Origin of the sequence: Erwinia sp. OLFS4 (genome assembly GCF_002752165.1) — a bacterium.
Classification (GTDB): Bacteria; Pseudomonadota; Gammaproteobacteria; order Enterobacterales; family Enterobacteriaceae; genus Izhakiella.
This window is the reverse complement of the sequence record NZ_MOMB01000054.1, coordinates 39,021-54,523: the sequence shown is the minus strand read 5'-3', so window position 1 is coordinate 54,523 and position 15,503 is coordinate 39,021. Positions and strand designations below refer to the sequence as shown.

General features: G+C 54.5%; 17 protein-coding genes. 9 read left to right on the top strand and 8 right to left on the bottom strand.

Annotated elements, in window-relative coordinates:
- The first annotated feature begins 20 nt into the window (after positions 1 to 20).
- Positions 21 to 1,868: a protein translocase subunit SecD gene (secD, locus tag BL249_RS13540; protein ID WP_099706119.1), complete on the top strand. Its 1,848-nt coding sequence runs from the start codon at positions 21 to 23 to the stop codon at positions 1,866 to 1,868.
- A 10-nt stretch (positions 1,869 to 1,878) separates the two neighbouring features.
- Positions 1,879 to 2,847 (top strand): protein translocase subunit SecF, encoded by a 969-nt coding sequence (gene secF / locus BL249_RS13535; RefSeq protein ID WP_099706120.1) that lies wholly within the window; start codon positions 1,879 to 1,881, stop codon positions 2,845 to 2,847.
- 62 nt (positions 2,848 to 2,909) lie between these two features.
- Here the strand turns inward: secF and BL249_RS13530 are convergent, their stop codons facing one another.
- A complete protein-coding gene (locus BL249_RS13530) occupies positions 2,910 to 3,455 on the bottom strand; it encodes a DUF3251 domain-containing protein (RefSeq protein WP_099706121.1) in 546 nt (181 codons plus the stop codon).
- A 21-nt stretch (positions 3,456 to 3,476) separates the two neighbouring features.
- A complete protein-coding gene (gene lysM, locus BL249_RS13525; protein ID WP_099706122.1) occupies positions 3,477 to 3,902 on the bottom strand; it encodes a peptidoglycan-binding protein LysM in 426 nt (141 codons plus the stop codon).
- 174 nt (positions 3,903 to 4,076) lie between these two features.
- Here lysM and nrdR point away from each other — a divergent pair, with 174 nt between their 5' ends.
- The 6 genes from nrdR (at position 4,077) to pgpA (ending at position 8,138) form a co-directional block, all read left to right on the top strand.
- Positions 4,077 to 4,526 carry a transcriptional regulator NrdR gene (gene nrdR, locus BL249_RS13520; protein ID WP_099706123.1) on the top strand — a complete coding sequence of 150 codons (450 nt, stop codon included), beginning with the start codon at positions 4,077 to 4,079 and terminating at the stop codon, positions 4,524 to 4,526.
- Between the two features lie 2 nt (positions 4,527 to 4,528).
- Positions 4,529 to 5,632, top strand: coding sequence for a bifunctional diaminohydroxyphosphoribosylaminopyrimidine deaminase/5-amino-6-(5-phosphoribosylamino)uracil reductase RibD (gene ribD, locus BL249_RS13515; RefSeq protein WP_099706124.1), 1,104 nt, complete (start codon positions 4,529 to 4,531; stop codon positions 5,630 to 5,632).
- Between the two features lie 91 nt (positions 5,633 to 5,723).
- The gene (gene ribH, locus BL249_RS13510; RefSeq protein WP_099706125.1) at positions 5,724 to 6,194 is read left to right on the top strand and encodes a 6,7-dimethyl-8-ribityllumazine synthase; all 471 of its coding nucleotides are present in this window, start codon (positions 5,724 to 5,726) and stop codon (positions 6,192 to 6,194) included.
- Positions 6,195 to 6,210: 16 nt separating this feature from the next.
- The gene (gene nusB / locus BL249_RS13505; protein ID WP_099706126.1) at positions 6,211 to 6,630 is read left to right on the top strand and encodes a transcription antitermination factor NusB; all 420 of its coding nucleotides are present in this window, start codon (positions 6,211 to 6,213) and stop codon (positions 6,628 to 6,630) included.
- Positions 6,631 to 6,682: 52 nt separating this feature from the next.
- On the top strand, positions 6,683 to 7,657 hold the full coding sequence (gene thiL / locus BL249_RS13500; RefSeq protein ID WP_099706127.1) for a thiamine-phosphate kinase: 975 nt from the start codon (positions 6,683 to 6,685) through the stop codon (positions 7,655 to 7,657).
- Positions 7,647 to 8,138: a phosphatidylglycerophosphatase A gene (pgpA, locus tag BL249_RS13495; RefSeq protein WP_099706128.1), complete on the top strand. Its 492-nt coding sequence runs from the start codon at positions 7,647 to 7,649 to the stop codon at positions 8,136 to 8,138. Before thiL ends, pgpA begins: the two co-directional genes overlap by 11 nt.
- A 61-nt stretch (positions 8,139 to 8,199) precedes the next feature.
- On the opposite strand, the gene BL249_RS13490 is transcribed toward pgpA, so the two are convergent.
- The 4 genes from BL249_RS13490 to xseB all read right to left on the bottom strand — a co-directional run bounded on the left by BL249_RS13490 (position 8,200) and on the right by xseB (position 12,300).
- Positions 8,200 to 9,174 (bottom strand): aldo/keto reductase, encoded by a 975-nt coding sequence (locus BL249_RS13490; RefSeq protein WP_099706129.1) that lies wholly within the window; start codon positions 9,172 to 9,174, stop codon positions 8,200 to 8,202.
- A 104-nt stretch (positions 9,175 to 9,278) separates the two neighbouring features.
- Positions 9,279 to 11,144 carry a 1-deoxy-D-xylulose-5-phosphate synthase gene (gene dxs / locus BL249_RS13485; RefSeq protein ID WP_099706130.1) on the bottom strand — a complete coding sequence of 622 codons (1,866 nt, stop codon included), beginning with the start codon at positions 11,142 to 11,144 and terminating at the stop codon, positions 9,279 to 9,281.
- Between the two features lie 13 nt (positions 11,145 to 11,157).
- Positions 11,158 to 12,057 (bottom strand): (2E,6E)-farnesyl diphosphate synthase, encoded by a 900-nt coding sequence (gene ispA, locus BL249_RS13480; protein WP_099706131.1) that lies wholly within the window; start codon positions 12,055 to 12,057, stop codon positions 11,158 to 11,160.
- Positions 12,058 to 12,300 (bottom strand): exodeoxyribonuclease VII small subunit, encoded by a 243-nt coding sequence (gene xseB / locus BL249_RS13475; protein ID WP_099706132.1) that lies wholly within the window; start codon positions 12,298 to 12,300, stop codon positions 12,058 to 12,060. It lies immediately after the preceding gene.
- A 237-nt stretch (positions 12,301 to 12,537) separates the two neighbouring features.
- Between xseB and thiI the strand changes: the two genes are divergently transcribed.
- Entirely contained in the window at positions 12,538 to 13,986 is a 1,449-nt protein-coding gene (gene thiI / locus BL249_RS13470; protein ID WP_099706133.1) for a tRNA uracil 4-sulfurtransferase ThiI, read from the top strand.
- A gap of 27 nt (positions 13,987 to 14,013) precedes the next feature.
- Here thiI and yajL read toward each other — a convergent pair whose 3' ends face one another.
- Both yajL and panE read right to left on the bottom strand, forming a co-directional pair.
- Entirely contained in the window at positions 14,014 to 14,610 is a 597-nt protein-coding gene (gene yajL, locus BL249_RS13465) for a protein deglycase YajL (protein WP_099706134.1), read from the bottom strand.
- Complete coding sequence (panE, locus tag BL249_RS13460) at positions 14,564 to 15,484, bottom strand: 2-dehydropantoate 2-reductase (protein WP_099706135.1); 921 nt, start codon at positions 15,482 to 15,484, stop codon at positions 14,564 to 14,566. The genes yajL and panE overlap by 47 nt, the downstream gene beginning before the upstream one ends.
- Between the last annotated feature and the right edge of the window lie 19 nt (positions 15,485 to 15,503).

Here is a 15,503-nt window from a genome sequence, read left to right as displayed (position 1 = left end):
TTTTCCCTAAGGGAACTACTGTGTTAAATCGTTATCCTTTATGGAAGTACCTGTTGCTGACCGTGGTGTTTATCGTCGGTCTGGTTTACGCACTTCCTAACCTTTATGGTGAGGATCCGGCCGTTCAGGTCACTGGCGTGCGCGGAGCCGCAGCCAGTGAACAGACGCTGGACCAAATCCAGAGCGTGCTCAAACAAGATAATATTCCGGCTAAGTCGATCGCCCTGGAAGAGGGCGCTATTCTGGCGCGCTTTGCCAATACCGACGTCCAGCTGCATGCGCGTGAGGCGCTGATTAAGGCGCTGGGCGAAAAATATGTCGTGGCGCTTAACCTTGCGCCGGCGACGCCCTCCTGGCTAAAGCTACTGAATGCCGAGCCAATGAAACTGGGCCTTGATTTACGCGGTGGCGTTCACTTCCTGATGGAAGTGGATATGGATACTGCGCTGAGCAAGCTGCAGGAGCAGAATATTGATGGCCTGCGCAGCGATCTGCGTGAAAAAAATATTCCTTACACTACCATCAGTAAAGCGGCTAATTACGGCCTGCAAATCCAGTTTCTTAACGCGACCGATCGTGATGCCGCCATCAGCTACCTGGCGCCGCGTCATCGTGACCTGGTGATCTCGGGCAGCGGCAGCAACATGCTGCGTGCGGTGATGACCGATGAGCGCCTGCGTGAAGCGCGTGAGTATGCGGTGCAGCAGAATATTAATATTCTGCGTAATCGTGTTAACCAACTGGGCGTCGCGGAACCTCTGGTTCAGCGTCAGGGTTCAGACCGCATTGTGGTTGAGCTGCCGGGGATTCAGGATACCGCGCGTGCTAAAGAGATTCTTGGCGCCACCGCTACGCTGGAATTCCGTCTGGTTAATAGCTCGGTTGACAGTAACGTCGCGGCAAATGGGCGTGTTCCCGGTGATTCTGAAGTGAAATATACCCGTGATGGTCAGCCAACGGTTCTCTACAAACGCGTGATTCTGACCGGCGATCACATTACGGACTCCACTTCCAGCATGGACGAGTATAACCAGCCGCAGGTTAATATCTCTCTTGACGGCAGCGGCGGCAATCTGATGTCTAATTTCACCAAGGATCACATCGGTCAGCCGATGGCGACGCTGTTCGTGGAATATAAAGACAGTGGTAAGAAAGATGCCAACGGCCGGGCGATTCTGGAGAAACAGGAGCAGGTTATCAACGTGGCGAATATTCAGTCACGGCTGGGTAACAGTTTCCGTATTACCGGTATTGGCGATCCGAACGAGGCGCGTCAGCTGTCGCTGCTGCTGCGTGCCGGCGCTCTGATTGCACCGATCCAGATTGTCGAAGAGCGCACCATCGGCCCGACCATGGGACAGCAAAATATTACCCAGGGTCTGGAAGCATGCCTGTGGGGACTGCTGGCATCGATTCTGTTTATGGTGGTGTTCTATAAGAAATTTGGTCTGATTGCCACCTCGGCGCTGCTGGCCAACCTGGTGCTGATTGTCGGCATTATGTCGCTGATACCGGGGGCGACGCTGACTATGCCGGGGATTGCGGGGATCGTACTGACGCTGGCCGTCGCAGTTGATGCTAACGTACTGATTAATGAACGTATTAAAGAAGAATTACGCAATGGGCGTAGCGTGCAGCAGGCGATTCATGAGGGCTACAAAGGTGCCTTCTCCAGTATCGTTGATGCTAACGTCACCACGCTGATTAAAGTCATTATTCTTTATGCGGTGGGTACCGGATCGATTAAAGGGTTTGCCATTACCACAGCCATTGGTATCGGCACCTCAATGTTTACTGCGATCCTCGGCACCCGCGCTATCGTTAACCTGATATACGGCGGCAAACGTATCAGCAAGCTGTCAATCTGAGGAGCGAGTTGTGGCACGTGAATACAATATTGAGCAGCTAAACCACGGGCGTAAAGTCGTTGACTTTATGCGCTGGGACACGCTGGCTTTTATCATCTCCGCTCTGCTGATCGTTGCGTCGATTGCCATTATTGGCGTGCGTGGTTTTAACTGGGGGCTTGATTTCACCGGTGGTACGGTGATTGAAATCAATCTGGAAAAACCGACCAATCTCGACAGCCTGCGCAGCGCGCTGCAAACGGCTGGTTTTGTTGAGCCGCAGGTGCAGAATTTTGGTAGCAGTCGCGACGTGATGGTCCGTATGGCACCGGATAAAGGGCCTGGCGGGCAGGAACTGGGTAACAAAGTGGTCACGGTAATTAATCAGGCATCTCAACAGCATGCTACCGTGAAGCGCATTGAGTTTGTCGGACCGAGCGTCGGAAGCGATCTGGCGCAGGCGGGGGCGATGGCGCTGCTGTCTGCCCTCGGGGCGATTCTGCTGTATATCGGCTTTCGTTTCGAATGGCGTCTGGCGCTGGGCACCGTGCTGGCATTGATCCATGACGTTATCATTACCGTCGGATTGCTTTCCCTGTTCCATATCGAGATTGACCTGACGATTATTGCTTCGCTGATGTCGGTGATTGGTTATTCACTGAACGATAAAATTGTGGTGTCAGACCGTATTCGTGAGAATTTCCGCCGTATTCGTCGCGGGTCGTCTTACGATATTACCAACGTTTCTCTGACCCAGACGTTGAGTCGTACTATTATCACTTCAGCGACGACCCTGGCGATGGTTCTGATTCTGTTCATTTTTGGCGGTGCGTTGCTAAAAGGCTTCTCGCTGACCATGCTGATTGGTGTTACTGTCGGAACCATTTCATCGATTTATGTTTCGTCGGCGCTGGCGTTGAAGCTGGGTATGAAGCGTGAACATATGATGACGCAAAAAGTGGAAAAAGAGGGGGCGGACCAGCCTTCAATTTTACCTTAATTCCTGGCGATAACGCTGACAGTGAGTTAAGAAAAACGGCACCCTGAGGTGCCGTTTTTTTATCACTGCGTTTTATCCGCCACGATATCATGTACCCTGACATAGCCCAGCTGCTGTGGCTGAATATCCTCAAGCAGCACTGCCAGCGTGACGTCGCGCGAACTTGTCAGGCCGGCATCAACGTGGATTTGCTGTATATGGCCACTGCCCGGCAGCGGTTTACCGCTGACGCTATCGCGCTCACCCCATTCAACCCGAGCGCTGAAAGCCGGCAGTGCAGCGCTGGCGCTGGTATGAACACGCAGCAAAATCCTGCTGTTATCGTTATCGGCCTGCACCGATACCAGTAACAGGCTCAGATCGGCGATTTGGCTTTGCAACACCACCGGGGTGCTGGCTTCGGGTACCAGCCAGGCACCCTGGCCGGCGTGGAGATTCAGGCTGTTTTGCAGTTCCAGCGCGCTGGCCTGGCGCGTCAGCTGACTCAGTTCTTTATTGAGTTTGCTGACTTCATTATGTAAATGATGGACCTGGCGGGGCGGCGCCGAGCAGCCCACCAACAGCAGGGCCGGCATCAGCGCCGCGTAAACAGCGTTCCTTACTGTCATCTATTGATATCTCGCTAAAACTTAATCAGGGATACGCAGAACCTGTCCGGGATAGATTTTATCCGGACTGCTGAGCATCGGTTTATTGGCTTCGAAGATTTTATTGTACTGATTGGCATCGCCATACACTTCTTTTGCTATTTTGCTCAGGTTATCACCTGGCTTGACGCTGTAGGTACGAATTTCGCGGGCATCGCTGGTGGTTACCTGATCATCAACGCTTTTAATCCCTTCAACGTTACCTACAGCCACCAGAATTTTTTCCTTCACTTCCTGTGACACGCCGTCACCGCTAATGGTGACTTTATCACCATCCACCTTCACGCTGACTTTATCACTGCCCGGTAGATTGAGCTGCTGAATATGCTTTTGCAGAGCTGCGCTCTTATCCTGTGAGCCGCCGAACAGTTTGGTTCCCACTGTTTCGAGAAAACTAAAAAGTCCCATTTTCGATCTCCACTCAGTTAAGCTCCTTTATGGAGCGATAGCATAATGATAGTCGCTTTTACCAGTTGTAACATTTATCGCGAATAATTGCGTCGGATGGCGCACGGGTAAAGGTTTCAGTTAGTCGCAACTTCGCGTTAAACTGAGAATTATTTGGTAAAGCCAGGAAAGCGTATGCACTGCCCATTTTGTTCTGCAATTGACACAAAAGTGATTGATTCACGCCTGGTGGGTGAGGGAACCTCGGTCAGGCGCAGACGTCAGTGTCTGGTTTGTCACGAGCGTTTTACCACCTTTGAAGTTGCAGAGCTGGTGATGCCACGGGTAGTGAAAAGCAACGATATTCGCGAGCCGTTCAATGAAGAAAAACTGCGCAGCGGTATTATGAAAGCGCTGGAAAAACGCCCGGTCAGTGCTGATGCGGTTGAAGATGCCCTCAGCCATATTAAAACCCAGCTGCGTGCGACCGGTGAGCGTGAGATTACCAGTAAAATGATTGGCGGCCTGGTGATGGATGAACTGAAAAAGCTGGATAAGGTCGCTTATATTCGCTTTGCCTCGGTTTACCGCAGTTTTGAAGATGTGCGCGAATTTGGTGAAGAAATCGCCCGTCTACAGGATTAATTATGAGCGATGAGCGCTTTATGGCGCGCGCGCTGGAACTGGCGCGCCGCGGTCTGTATACCACCAGGCCTAACCCTAACGTAGGTTGCGTAATAGTCCGCCAGGGGGAGATTGTGGGTGAAGGCTGGCATCAGCGTGCCGGCGAGCCGCATGCTGAAGTGCACGCGCTGCGCATGGCTGGCGAGCGTGCCCGTGGCGCCACTGCTTACGTCACCCTTGAACCCTGCAGCCATTTTGGTCGCACGCCACCCTGTTGTGACGCCCTGCTGGCGGCGGGTATCCATCGGGTGGTTGCCGCGATGCAGGACCCGAACCCGCAGGTCGCTGGCCGCGGGTTGTATCGTCTGCAACAGGCCGGCGTCACGGTAAGTGATGGCCTGATGATGGCTGAGGCTGAACGTCTGAATCGCGGGTTTTTTAAGCGAATGCGTACAGGTTTTCCCTGGCTGCAGCTTAAGCTGGGGGCGTCGCTGGATGGGCGCACCGCGATGGCCAGTGGAGAAAGCCAGTGGATTACTTCGCCGCAGGCCCGCCAGGACGTTCAGCACTTTCGGGCGATGAGTTGCGCGCTGCTTTCCACCAGCGCCACGGTTATTGCTGACGACCCTTCACTGACGGTGCGCTGGCAGGAGCTGAACCCCGAGGTACAGCAGCAGCTGAGCGCGACGCAGCTACGTCAGCCGGTGCGTGTGATTATCGACAGCCACAATCGGGTGACCCCGCAGCACCGGCTGATTCATCAGCCTGGTGAAACCTGGCTGGCGCGACTGCATGCTGACACACAGAAATGGCCTGAGTCGGTGACGCAGTTCAGCCTGCCTGCCGTGCATCAGGGGGTTGATATCGTGGCCTTGCTGATGCTACTGGGAAAACAGCAAATTAATACGCTGTGGGTCGAGGCTGGTGCCGGGCTGGCTGGTGCCTTGTTGCAGGCCGGTCTGGTGGATGAACTGATCGTTTATCTGGCGCCGAAACTGCTCGGTGATAGTGCGCGTGGCTTGTGTCAGCTGCCGGCCCTCAGTCATCTGGCCGATGCGCCGGACTTTGTTTTCAGTGATGTGCGTCAAATCGGCCCGGATTTGCGTCTGATTCTGACCCCGCGCTAACGCGGCATACAAAAGCGGAAGCAGAATCCGTGAGAATATGATAGAATCCGCCCCCCTCGGGGCCATTACACCGAATCCGATAAGGAACACTATGAAAGTCATCGAAGCTGCTGTTGCCTCGCCTGAGGCGCGCGTTGCCATTGTGATTGCCCGTTTTAATAACTTCATCAACGACAGCCTGCTGAACGGCGCTATTGATGCGCTAAAGCGTATCGGTCAGGTTAAAGACGAAAATATCACCGTGGTCTGGGTGCCTGGCGCCTATGAAATGCCGATGGCCGCACGTGCGCTGGCCCAGGCGGGTAAACATCATGCGGTAGTGGCATTGGGTACCGTTATCCGTGGTGGCACTGCCCATTTTGAATATGTTGCCGGTGAAGCAAGTTCCGGCCTTGCCAGCGTTGCGATGAACAGCGATATCCCCGTGGCATTCGGCGTACTGACGACGGAAAATATTGAGCAGGCCATTGAGCGTGCCGGTACCAAAGCCGGTAACAAAGGGGCGGAAGCCGCACTGACTGCTCTGGAAATGATTAACGTACTGAAAGCGATTAACGCTTGATTTTAAGGGGAATGTTGTGAAACCTGCTGCCCGCCGCCGCGCACGTGAATGCGCAGTCCAGGCACTTTACTCCTGGCAGTTGTCGCATAATGACATCGCCGATGTTGAATATCAGTTTCTGGCGGAACAGGACGTCACCGACGTCGATATTGGCTATTTTCGTGAGCTATTGTCAGGGGTCGCCACGAACAGCGACTATCTTGATGGATTAATGAAACCTTATCTTTCACGCCAGCTGGAAGAACTCGGTCAGGTGGAACGGGCAATCCTGCGCCTGTCGCTGTATGAACTGAGCAAGCGTAGCGACGTTCCCTACAAAGTGGCAATTAACGAAGGCATTGAACTGGCGAAAGTATTTGGCGCCGAAGACAGCCATAAGTTTGTCAACGGTGTGCTGGACAAAGCCGCACCACAAATACGTCCCAATAAAAAATAACCCTGCAAGGCCGGTTTCCCGGCCTTCCTGCTTACACTCACGGAATTTCACTATGGCCTGTGGCGAATTTGCACTCATCGGGCGTTATTTTGATCGTACCGCGGGTTTCCGGCGCGATGTTGAAAAAGGCATTGGCGACGACTGCGCCCTGCTGAATGTTCCTGAAAAACAGACTCTGGCAATCAGTACCGATACGCTGGTTGAGGGGGTGCATTTTTTACGTGATATTCACCCGGCGGATTTAGGTTACAAAGCGCTGGCTGCCAATCTCAGTGACCTTGCGGCAATGGGCGCCGATCCTGCCTGGCTGACGCTGGCGCTGACGCTGCCAGATGTCAACGAAGCCTGGTTACAGGATTTCAGTGATAGCCTGTTTGAACTGATGGATTATTACGGCGTGCAGCTGATTGGTGGTGACACCACGCGTGGTCCGTTGAGTCTGACGTTGGGTATCCATGGTCTGATTCCGGTCGGGCGGGCGCTGCGGCGCTGCGGCGCGCGGCCCGGTGACTGGATCTATGTCACCGGCACGCTGGGCGACAGCGCCGCAGGACTGGCGTTGTTGCAGCATCACCAGCGGCTGGACGATCCGGTCAGTAATGAGGCGCTGATAAAACGTCATTTGCGTCCGATGCCGCGCATTTTGCAGGGCCAGGCGTTGCGTGGCCTCGCCAGTGCGGCTATTGATATTTCTGACGGGTTGCTGGCGGATTTAGGCCATGTGCTTGATGCCAGCAATTGCGGTGCCCGTGTTGAGCTTGATGCGCTACCTTTTTCTGTGGCACTGCGCAGCCACTATAGTCGTGAACAGCAAACAGACTGGGCGTTACACGGCGGCGAAGACTACGAGCTGTGCTTTACCGTGCCGGAGATAAATCGTGGCGCGCTGGACGTGGCGTTAGGCCATCTTGGCGTACCTTATACCTGCATTGGTCAGATAAAAACGGCGGCGGAAGGCATCACCTTGTTGCGCGACGGTCAGCCGGTTAGTTGTCATAAAAAGGGATTTGATCACTTTGATCGTTAATAAAAATGAGGCAAAAAAGCGCCTGCGTATGTCAGATCCCTGGCATCTGCTGGCCACCGGATTTGGCAGCGGGCTGAGCCCCTGGCTTCCGGGAACCATGGGATCGCTGGCCGCGATTCCGTTCTGGTGTCTGCTGAGATTACTGCCGCTTGAGCTCTATTCACTGCTGTTGTTGCTGGGGATTAGCATCGGGGTTTATCTCTGCCATCGCACGGCCAGAGATATGGGGGTGCACGATCACGGTAGCATTGTCTGGGATGAATTTATCGGCATGTGGATAACCTTGCTGGCGATCCCGGCCTTTGACTGGCACTGGGTGCTGGCTGGCTTTGTTATCTTCCGTATTCTGGATATGTGGAAGCCCTGGCCGATTCGCTGGTTTGACCGCAATGTTCAGGGTGGAATGGGCATTATGGTGGATGACATTGTTGCCGGTATTATTTCAGCGATGCTGCTCTGGCTGGCCGGTATTTTCCTTTGAGGAGACCGGGTAGGGGGAAACCTACCCGGCAGCGGTATCTCTGCCGTCAGGTTGCCAGCGTTTACTCAAAGCCGCTGACTGCATGGGGCTGATACAGGCTTTCCAGCTCCGCCAGCTCACTTGCGTCCAGCTCAACGTCAAGCGCGTTGAGCAGATCGTCAAGTTGCTCTGCTCTTGAGGCGCCAATAATCGGCGCGGTAACCGCCGGTTTATGCAGCGTCCAGGCCAGCGCAATTTGCGCAAGGCTGACGCCCTTATCCCGCGCGAGGTTTGCCACCCGCTGAGCAATTGCCGCGTCGTTCTCTTCACTGCGTTGATAAAGGGTTTTACCAAATTCATCAGAAACCGAACGGGCGGTAGTTTCACCCCATGGCCGGGTCAGGCGGCCACGTGCCAGTGGACTCCACGGCATGACCGCAATGCCCTCTGACTGACAGAGCGGATGCATTTCCCGTTCTTCTTCGCGCTGAATCAGATTGTATTGGTCCTGCATGCTGACAAAGCGCGTCCAGCCATGTTTATCGGCGGTATACAGCGCTTTAGCAAACTGCCAGGCATACATTGATGATGCGCCGATATAGCGGGCTTTACCGGCTTTCACCACCTCATGCAACGCTTCCAGCGTCTCTTCCAGCGGAGTGTTGTAGTCCCAGCGGTGAATCTGTAGCAAATCAACATAATCCATGCCGAGCCGTGTCAGACTGTCATCAATGGATTGCATAATGCTGGCACGTGATAGCCCGCCGGCCAGGTTGCTGAGCGGGAAAAATACTTTGGTTGCCACGATGATGTCGTCACGACGGGCAAAGTCGCGCAGAGCACGGCCGACAATTTCTTCACTGCTGCCATCGGAATAGCTGTTGGCGGTATCAAAAAAGTTAATGCCGGCTTCCAGTGCCCGTTTAATCAGCGGGCGGCTGCTCTCTTCCGGCAGCGTCCAGGCATGGCGGCCGCGTTCAGGCTGTCCAAAGGTCATACAGCCGAGGCACAGGCGGGAAACGGTCAGGTCGGTATGGCCAAATCGGGTTGTTTTCATGTTTGCTCCTGCTTTGCTTAAAAATTAAGCCGGGCTTAAGCATAGCAGGCGCCGGCGTGCGTTTTTTAGCGGGATAAGGGGCAGACAGCGCTCGCCCCTTCGGCTTACAGTGCCAGCCAGCGAGCAATCTGCTGTGCGATCCCTGTCGCATCCAGCTGGTAATCGTGGCGGATTTCCTCCTGCGTGCCCTGCGGGATAAATTCATCCGGTAAGCCGATATTCAGCACCGGTAGCAGTTTACGCCTGGCCATCAACAGTTCGTTGACGCCGCTGCCGGCTCCGCCCTTAATGGCCCCTTCTTCCAGAGTAATAAGCGCTTCATGGCTTGCTGCCAGCTCCAGTATCCGTGCTTCATCCAGCGGTTTAACAAAGCGCATATCCACCAGGGTGGCATTCAGTTTTTCTGCTACCTCACGGGCTTCGGCCAGTAGCGTACCAAAATTGAGAATAGCCAGCTTTTCACCCTGGCGCAGGGTGCGTCCCTCACCGATTGACAGCGCGCTGAGCGGTGCCAGGTCGCTACCAGTACCGGTACCACGCGGATAGCGTACTGCGCTCGGTCCCTGACGGTAATGATAGCCGGTGTAGAGCATCAGACGACATTCGTTTTCGTCCGATGGCGTCATGATGACCATGTTGGGGATACAGCGCAGGAAGGCGAGATCAAAGGCTCCCTGATGCGTTTGTCCGTCGGCCCCGACAATGCCACCGCGATCGATGGCGAACATGACCGGCAGTTTCTGAATGGCAACATCGTGTATGAGCTGATCGTAAGCCCGCTGCAGAAAGGTGGAGTATATTGCCACCACCGGACGGTAACCGCCAATTGCCAGCCCGGCCGCAAAGGTGACGGCATGCTGTTCTGCGATAGCCACGTCAAAATAGCGTTGTGGATAGTCGCGCGAAAAGCTCACCATGCCGGAGCCTTCACGCATTGCCGGCGTGATAGCCAGCAGATCCGGCTCGTGGGCGGCCATTTCACACAGCCAGTCACCGAAAATTTTTGAATAGGTTGGCAGACCAGGTTTACTGGCCGGCAGCGAACCGCTGGCCGGATCAAACTTAGGCACTGCATGCCAGGCGATGGGATCTTTTTCCGCCGGGGCGTAGCCTTTGCCCTTTTTAGTCATGATATGCAGAAACTGGGGGCCCTTAAGGCTGCGCATGTTGCTCAGGGTTTGCACCAGGGCCAGCACGTCGTGGCCATCAATAGGGCCGATGTAGTTAAAGCCCAGCTCCTCAAACAGCGTGCCGGGCACCACCATGCCTTTAAGGTGTTCTTCAGTACGCTTTACCAGTTCTTTTATTGGCGGCAGATTGGTGAGGACTTTTTTACCGCTCTCCCGCAGGCGTGAATAGGTTTTACCGGAGAGAATTTGCGCCAGCCGGTTATTCAGTGCGCCAACGTTTTCAGAGATGGACATCTCGTTATCGTTCAGGATTACCAGTAAATCGGCGCTGATATCGCCAGCGTGATTCATGGCTTCAAACGCCATGCCGGCCGTGATGGCACCATCGCCGATAATGCAGGCGGTGCGGCGACCTTTACCCTCTTTTCCGGCGGCCACCGCCAGGCCAAGACCCGCGCTGATAGAGGTGGACGAGTGTCCGACACTCAGGACGTCATATTCACTTTCATCACGCCACGGAAAAGGATGCAGGCCATTTTTTTGTCGGATTGTACCGATGCGGTCGCGACGACCGGTCAGGATCTTGTGGGGATAGGCTTGGTGGCCGACGTCCCATACCAGATGATCGAACGGCGTGTTATAAACGTAATGCAGCGCCACGGTCAGTTCAACTACGCCCAGCCCGGAAGCAAAGTGGCCGCTGGAGCGGCTGACGCTATCAAGTAAATACTGACGAAGCTCATCACAGAGTTTTGGCAGGCTCTCTTTAGGCAACAAACGTAATTCTTGCACCGAGCTTGCCAGCGCAAGCGTCGGGTATTTCGCAGTATCAAAACTCATCAGAGACTCATTATCATTTATCGCGTTCAACAATAAAGCTGGCCAGCGCGCGTAGCGGCGCCGTGTTCAGCGACTGTGCCGCCAGCGTGTCCAGCGCATGGAGAGATTCCTGATACAGATCCCACGCCTTTGCTCTGGCACTGTCAAGGCCCATCAGTGACGGATAGGTACTCTTGCCCAGATCCTGATCGGCACCCTGACGCTTGCCGGTTACCGTGCTGTCACCGATAACGTCGAGAATGTCATCCTGTACCTGAAAAGCCAGACCAATGGCGCTGGCATAGCGATCCAGTGCTGGTAGCGCTGCCTTGCCGCGCTCGCCGGCGCACAGGGCGCCGAGCCGGACGGCGGCACGGATGAGCGCACCGGTTTTATGACGGTGAATTTGTTCCAGGGCATCCAGGGAAATCTGTGCGCCTTCGGCCGCCAGGTCTAACGCCTGTCCGCCACACATGCCAGCCACCCCGCTGGCCTGAGCCAGTTCAGACAGCATGGCGAGACGCGTTTCACTGCTGACTCCCGGTAATGGGCTGTCGGCCAGAATAGAAAACGCCAGGGTTTGCAAGGCATCGCCTGCCAGAATGGCGGTATCCTCGCCATATTTAATATGGCAGGTTGGCTGCCCGCGCCGCAGCGCGTCGTCATCCATTGCCGGCAGATCGTCGTGGATTAACGAATAAGCGTGAATACACTCCACCGCTGCTGCCGGAGCATCAAGACTTTGTTCATCGGCATTCAGCATGCCGCCGGTGGCATAAACAAGAAAAGGGCGCAGGCGCTTGCCGCCGAGCAAGGTGCCATATTTCATTGCCTCAACCAGCGGATGGCTTTGCAACGGTAGCCCGCTAAGATAGCGATTTAAGACGGCATTAATGCGTGCCTGATGGGCATTGATGAGATCGGTAAACTCCATTTACCCGGCATCCGGCGTAAAGGGGGTGAGGCTTGCGTCAGCGTCGTCACTTAATAAAATTTGTACCCGCTGTTCTGCCTGCTTCAGCTGTTGCTGACCGGTACGCGACAGCTGCACGCCGCGTTCAAATTCGTTTAACGCTTCTTCCAGCGGCAGTTCACCACTCTCCAGACGGGAGACGATCTGCTCGAGCTGTTGCAGAGCATGTTCAAAACTGACGGGCGGTTCGGCTTTTTTTGGCATAATAGCTAGTCTGGCTCAGTCGTGGTTTTCATCCGGGTGAATGCTCATGGTAGCTGACCCTAAATGATTAGCAAAATAATGATTGATATCACAGATGGCTCAGCAGCGCTGAGACAAAAGTGATATACTCCGGTGCCTTGGATGCAAAGGGCCTGACGCTGCTTTGCAATACACTGATTTTATCAGTTAAGTGGCAATAATTTTAGCCCTCAATTCACCAGATGACCCCTCGCTGCTATGAAGTTTATTATTAAGCTGTTTCCTGAAATTACGATTAAAAGCCAGTCGGTACGCCTGCGGTTTATTAAGATTCTGACCGGCAACATCCGCAATGTGCTTAAACAGTCCGACGAAGATATCGCGGTGGTGCGCCACTGGGACCATATTGTGGTACGGGTGAAGGCACCTGAAAAAGAAGAGGCGGTGCGTGATGCGCTGACGCGTATTCCTGGCATTCATCATATCCTGGCGGTTGAAGATCGGGAGTTTCGCGATGTTCACCATATTTTTGAACAGGCGCTGGCACAATACCATCAGACAATTAGCGGTAAATCTTTTTGCGTACGGGTAAAGCGTCGCGGTAAGCATGATTTCAGTTCGCAGGACGTTGAGCGCTATGTTGGCGGTGGCCTGAATCAGCACGTTGACAGTGCGCGGGTTAACCTCACCCGTCCGGAAGTGACGGTTAATCTTGAAATTGAAGATCAGCGTTTGCTGCTGGTCACCGGCCGCTATCCCGGCATTGGTGGTTTTCCGATTGGTACCCAGGAAGATGTGCTGTCACTGATCTCCGGAGGCTTTGATTCCGGCGTGTCGAGCTACATGCTGATGCGTCGCGGTTGTCGCGTACATTACTGCTTTTTTAATCTTGGCGGCGCGGCGCATGAAATTGGCGTGCGTCAGGTCGCGCATTATCTGTGGAAACGTTTTGGCAGTTCTCATCGTGTTCGCTTCGTGGCCATTAATTTTGAACCGGTGGTGGCTGAAATTCTGGAAAAAGTCGATGACGGCCAGATGGGCGTAGTGCTGAAACGTATGATGGTGCGTGCGGCGTCACAAATTGCCGGACGTTACGGTGTGCAGGCGCTGGTAACCGGCGAGGCGCTGGGACAGGTATCCAGCCAGACGCTGACTAATCTGCGCTTAATTGATAATGCCTCCGACACGCTGATTTTGCGTCCGCTGATTTCTCATGATAAAGAGCACATTATTAATCTGGCGCGGCAAATTGGCACCGAGGATTTTGCCCGCACAATGCCGGAATATTGTGGCGTCATATCCAAAAGTCCGACGGTGAAGGCGGTAAAGGAGAAGATTGAAGCGGAAGAAGCCCGGTTCGATTTTTCCATTCTCGACCATGTGGTTGAGCAGGCAACCAACGTTGATATTCGTGAAATTGCCGGCCAGGCGGCGCAAGAGGTTAGCGAAGTGGAAACCGTTGCTTCTTTTGGTCCGCAGGATGCGGTGCTGGATATTCGCTCGCCTGATGAACAGGAGAATAAGCCGCTGGTGCTGAACGGTGTTGAGGTGAAAACGCTGCCGTTTTATAAACTGGGCAGTCAGTTCGTTGATCTCGATCAGAATAAGACCTGGCTGCTTTACTGTGAACGCGGGGTAATGAGCCGGTTGCAGGCGCTTTATCTGCGGGAACAGGGTTTTGCGAATGTTAAGGTCTACCGGCCCTGAGGGCGCCGGTAGCGCCGCGAGTGGGTCTTAATCCTGATAGTTATAAATGCCCGCCGCCAGCACCAGCTGTGCGGCCACCGCAGCTGCCTGCGGTTTACCAACCAGTAACGCTATCAGCTTCAGGGCAAAGTCCATCGCCGTGCCGGGGCCCTGGCTGGTTAATAAATTAACGCGTGGGTCCCAGACGACGCGTTTTTCCATCCATTTTTCTGGCGGAATGGTCTCTTTCAGTCCGGGAAAGCCGGTCATATTGCCCAGCGGAAAAAGGTTGTGCGGGATAAATACGGTGCCGGGAACGGCGCAGATCGCTGCAACAATACGCCCCGAGAGATGAAACTGCCGGATGGTTTCAACCAGCAGCGGGCTGTCGCGAAATGCCTGGGCACCCTGCAGTCCGCCGGGCAGCACAATAGCGTCAAAGGCGCCGTCTGCCACGTCCACCAGCGGGTAGTCAGCCAGCAGCTTTACGCCGCGTGAACAGGTAATGGTCAGGGCGCCGTCGCTGGCAACGCTGGCGGTGGTGACGTCAATGCCGCCGCGTACCAGCAGGTCGATAGTGGTGACGGCTTCGGTCTCCTCACTGCCAGGCGCGAGACAGACCAGTACCGAGGCTTTCGTGCTCATAAGACTGCTCCTTACGCTTAATTAAATCATACAAACGACTGTTCTCCGGCGTGGCAACTCCTTGCGCCCGGGCACGACGGATAGCATAACCATTAATGTAGTCAATTTCAGTACGTCGCTGGGCGCGCACATCCTGCAGCATCGATGACTGATTGCCGGCGGTGCTATTCACGATTTGCATGACATAGTTAAACAGATCTTCCTGCGTACTATGATGGCCTTCCCGCGCCATGATAACGGCAATTTCCGCAGATAAACGCGCAATTTCTTCCTGATGATCTGCCAGCATGCCGTTAACGCAATCGTACTCGACGCTCAGAGGGTTAATGATGCAGTTTACCGCCAGCTTTTGCCAGGCAGCAGCGGCAACATTGTTATGCCAGGCAACATCCGGTAGCGCATGATGCAGCGGTTCCGCCAGACGACTCAGCCGCGCCGCTTCAACCGACGTCGGGCCAATGTGAGTGATACCGTTGGCGATGTGAATAATCACATTACCATCGCGCATGGCGGCGTGGGTTGTTACCCCTTGCAGAATGGGTTGCCTGAGACCTTTTAATTCGTCCAGCGTGCCGAGTCCGTTATGCAGCAGCAGCACCGGGCATGATGCATTGAGCTGCGGGGCCAGATTTCTCAGCGCAGATGCGACCTGCCAGGCTTTAAGCGTGACAATAAGCAGATCACTGTCAGCAAGAAAAAGCGGGTCGTTGGCAATATAGGTTCTGTTGCTAACGCTTTCGTCCAGTTCCACCACGTTGGCCGAACAGTAGGGTTGTGCGACACGTAACCAGCCTTGTACTTCATGTCCCTGACGTTCAAGCGCGGTCAGCCAGAGCTGACCCAAAGCACCGCATCCCAGTACGGTAATTTTCATTTTTTCCTCCCCCGGTATG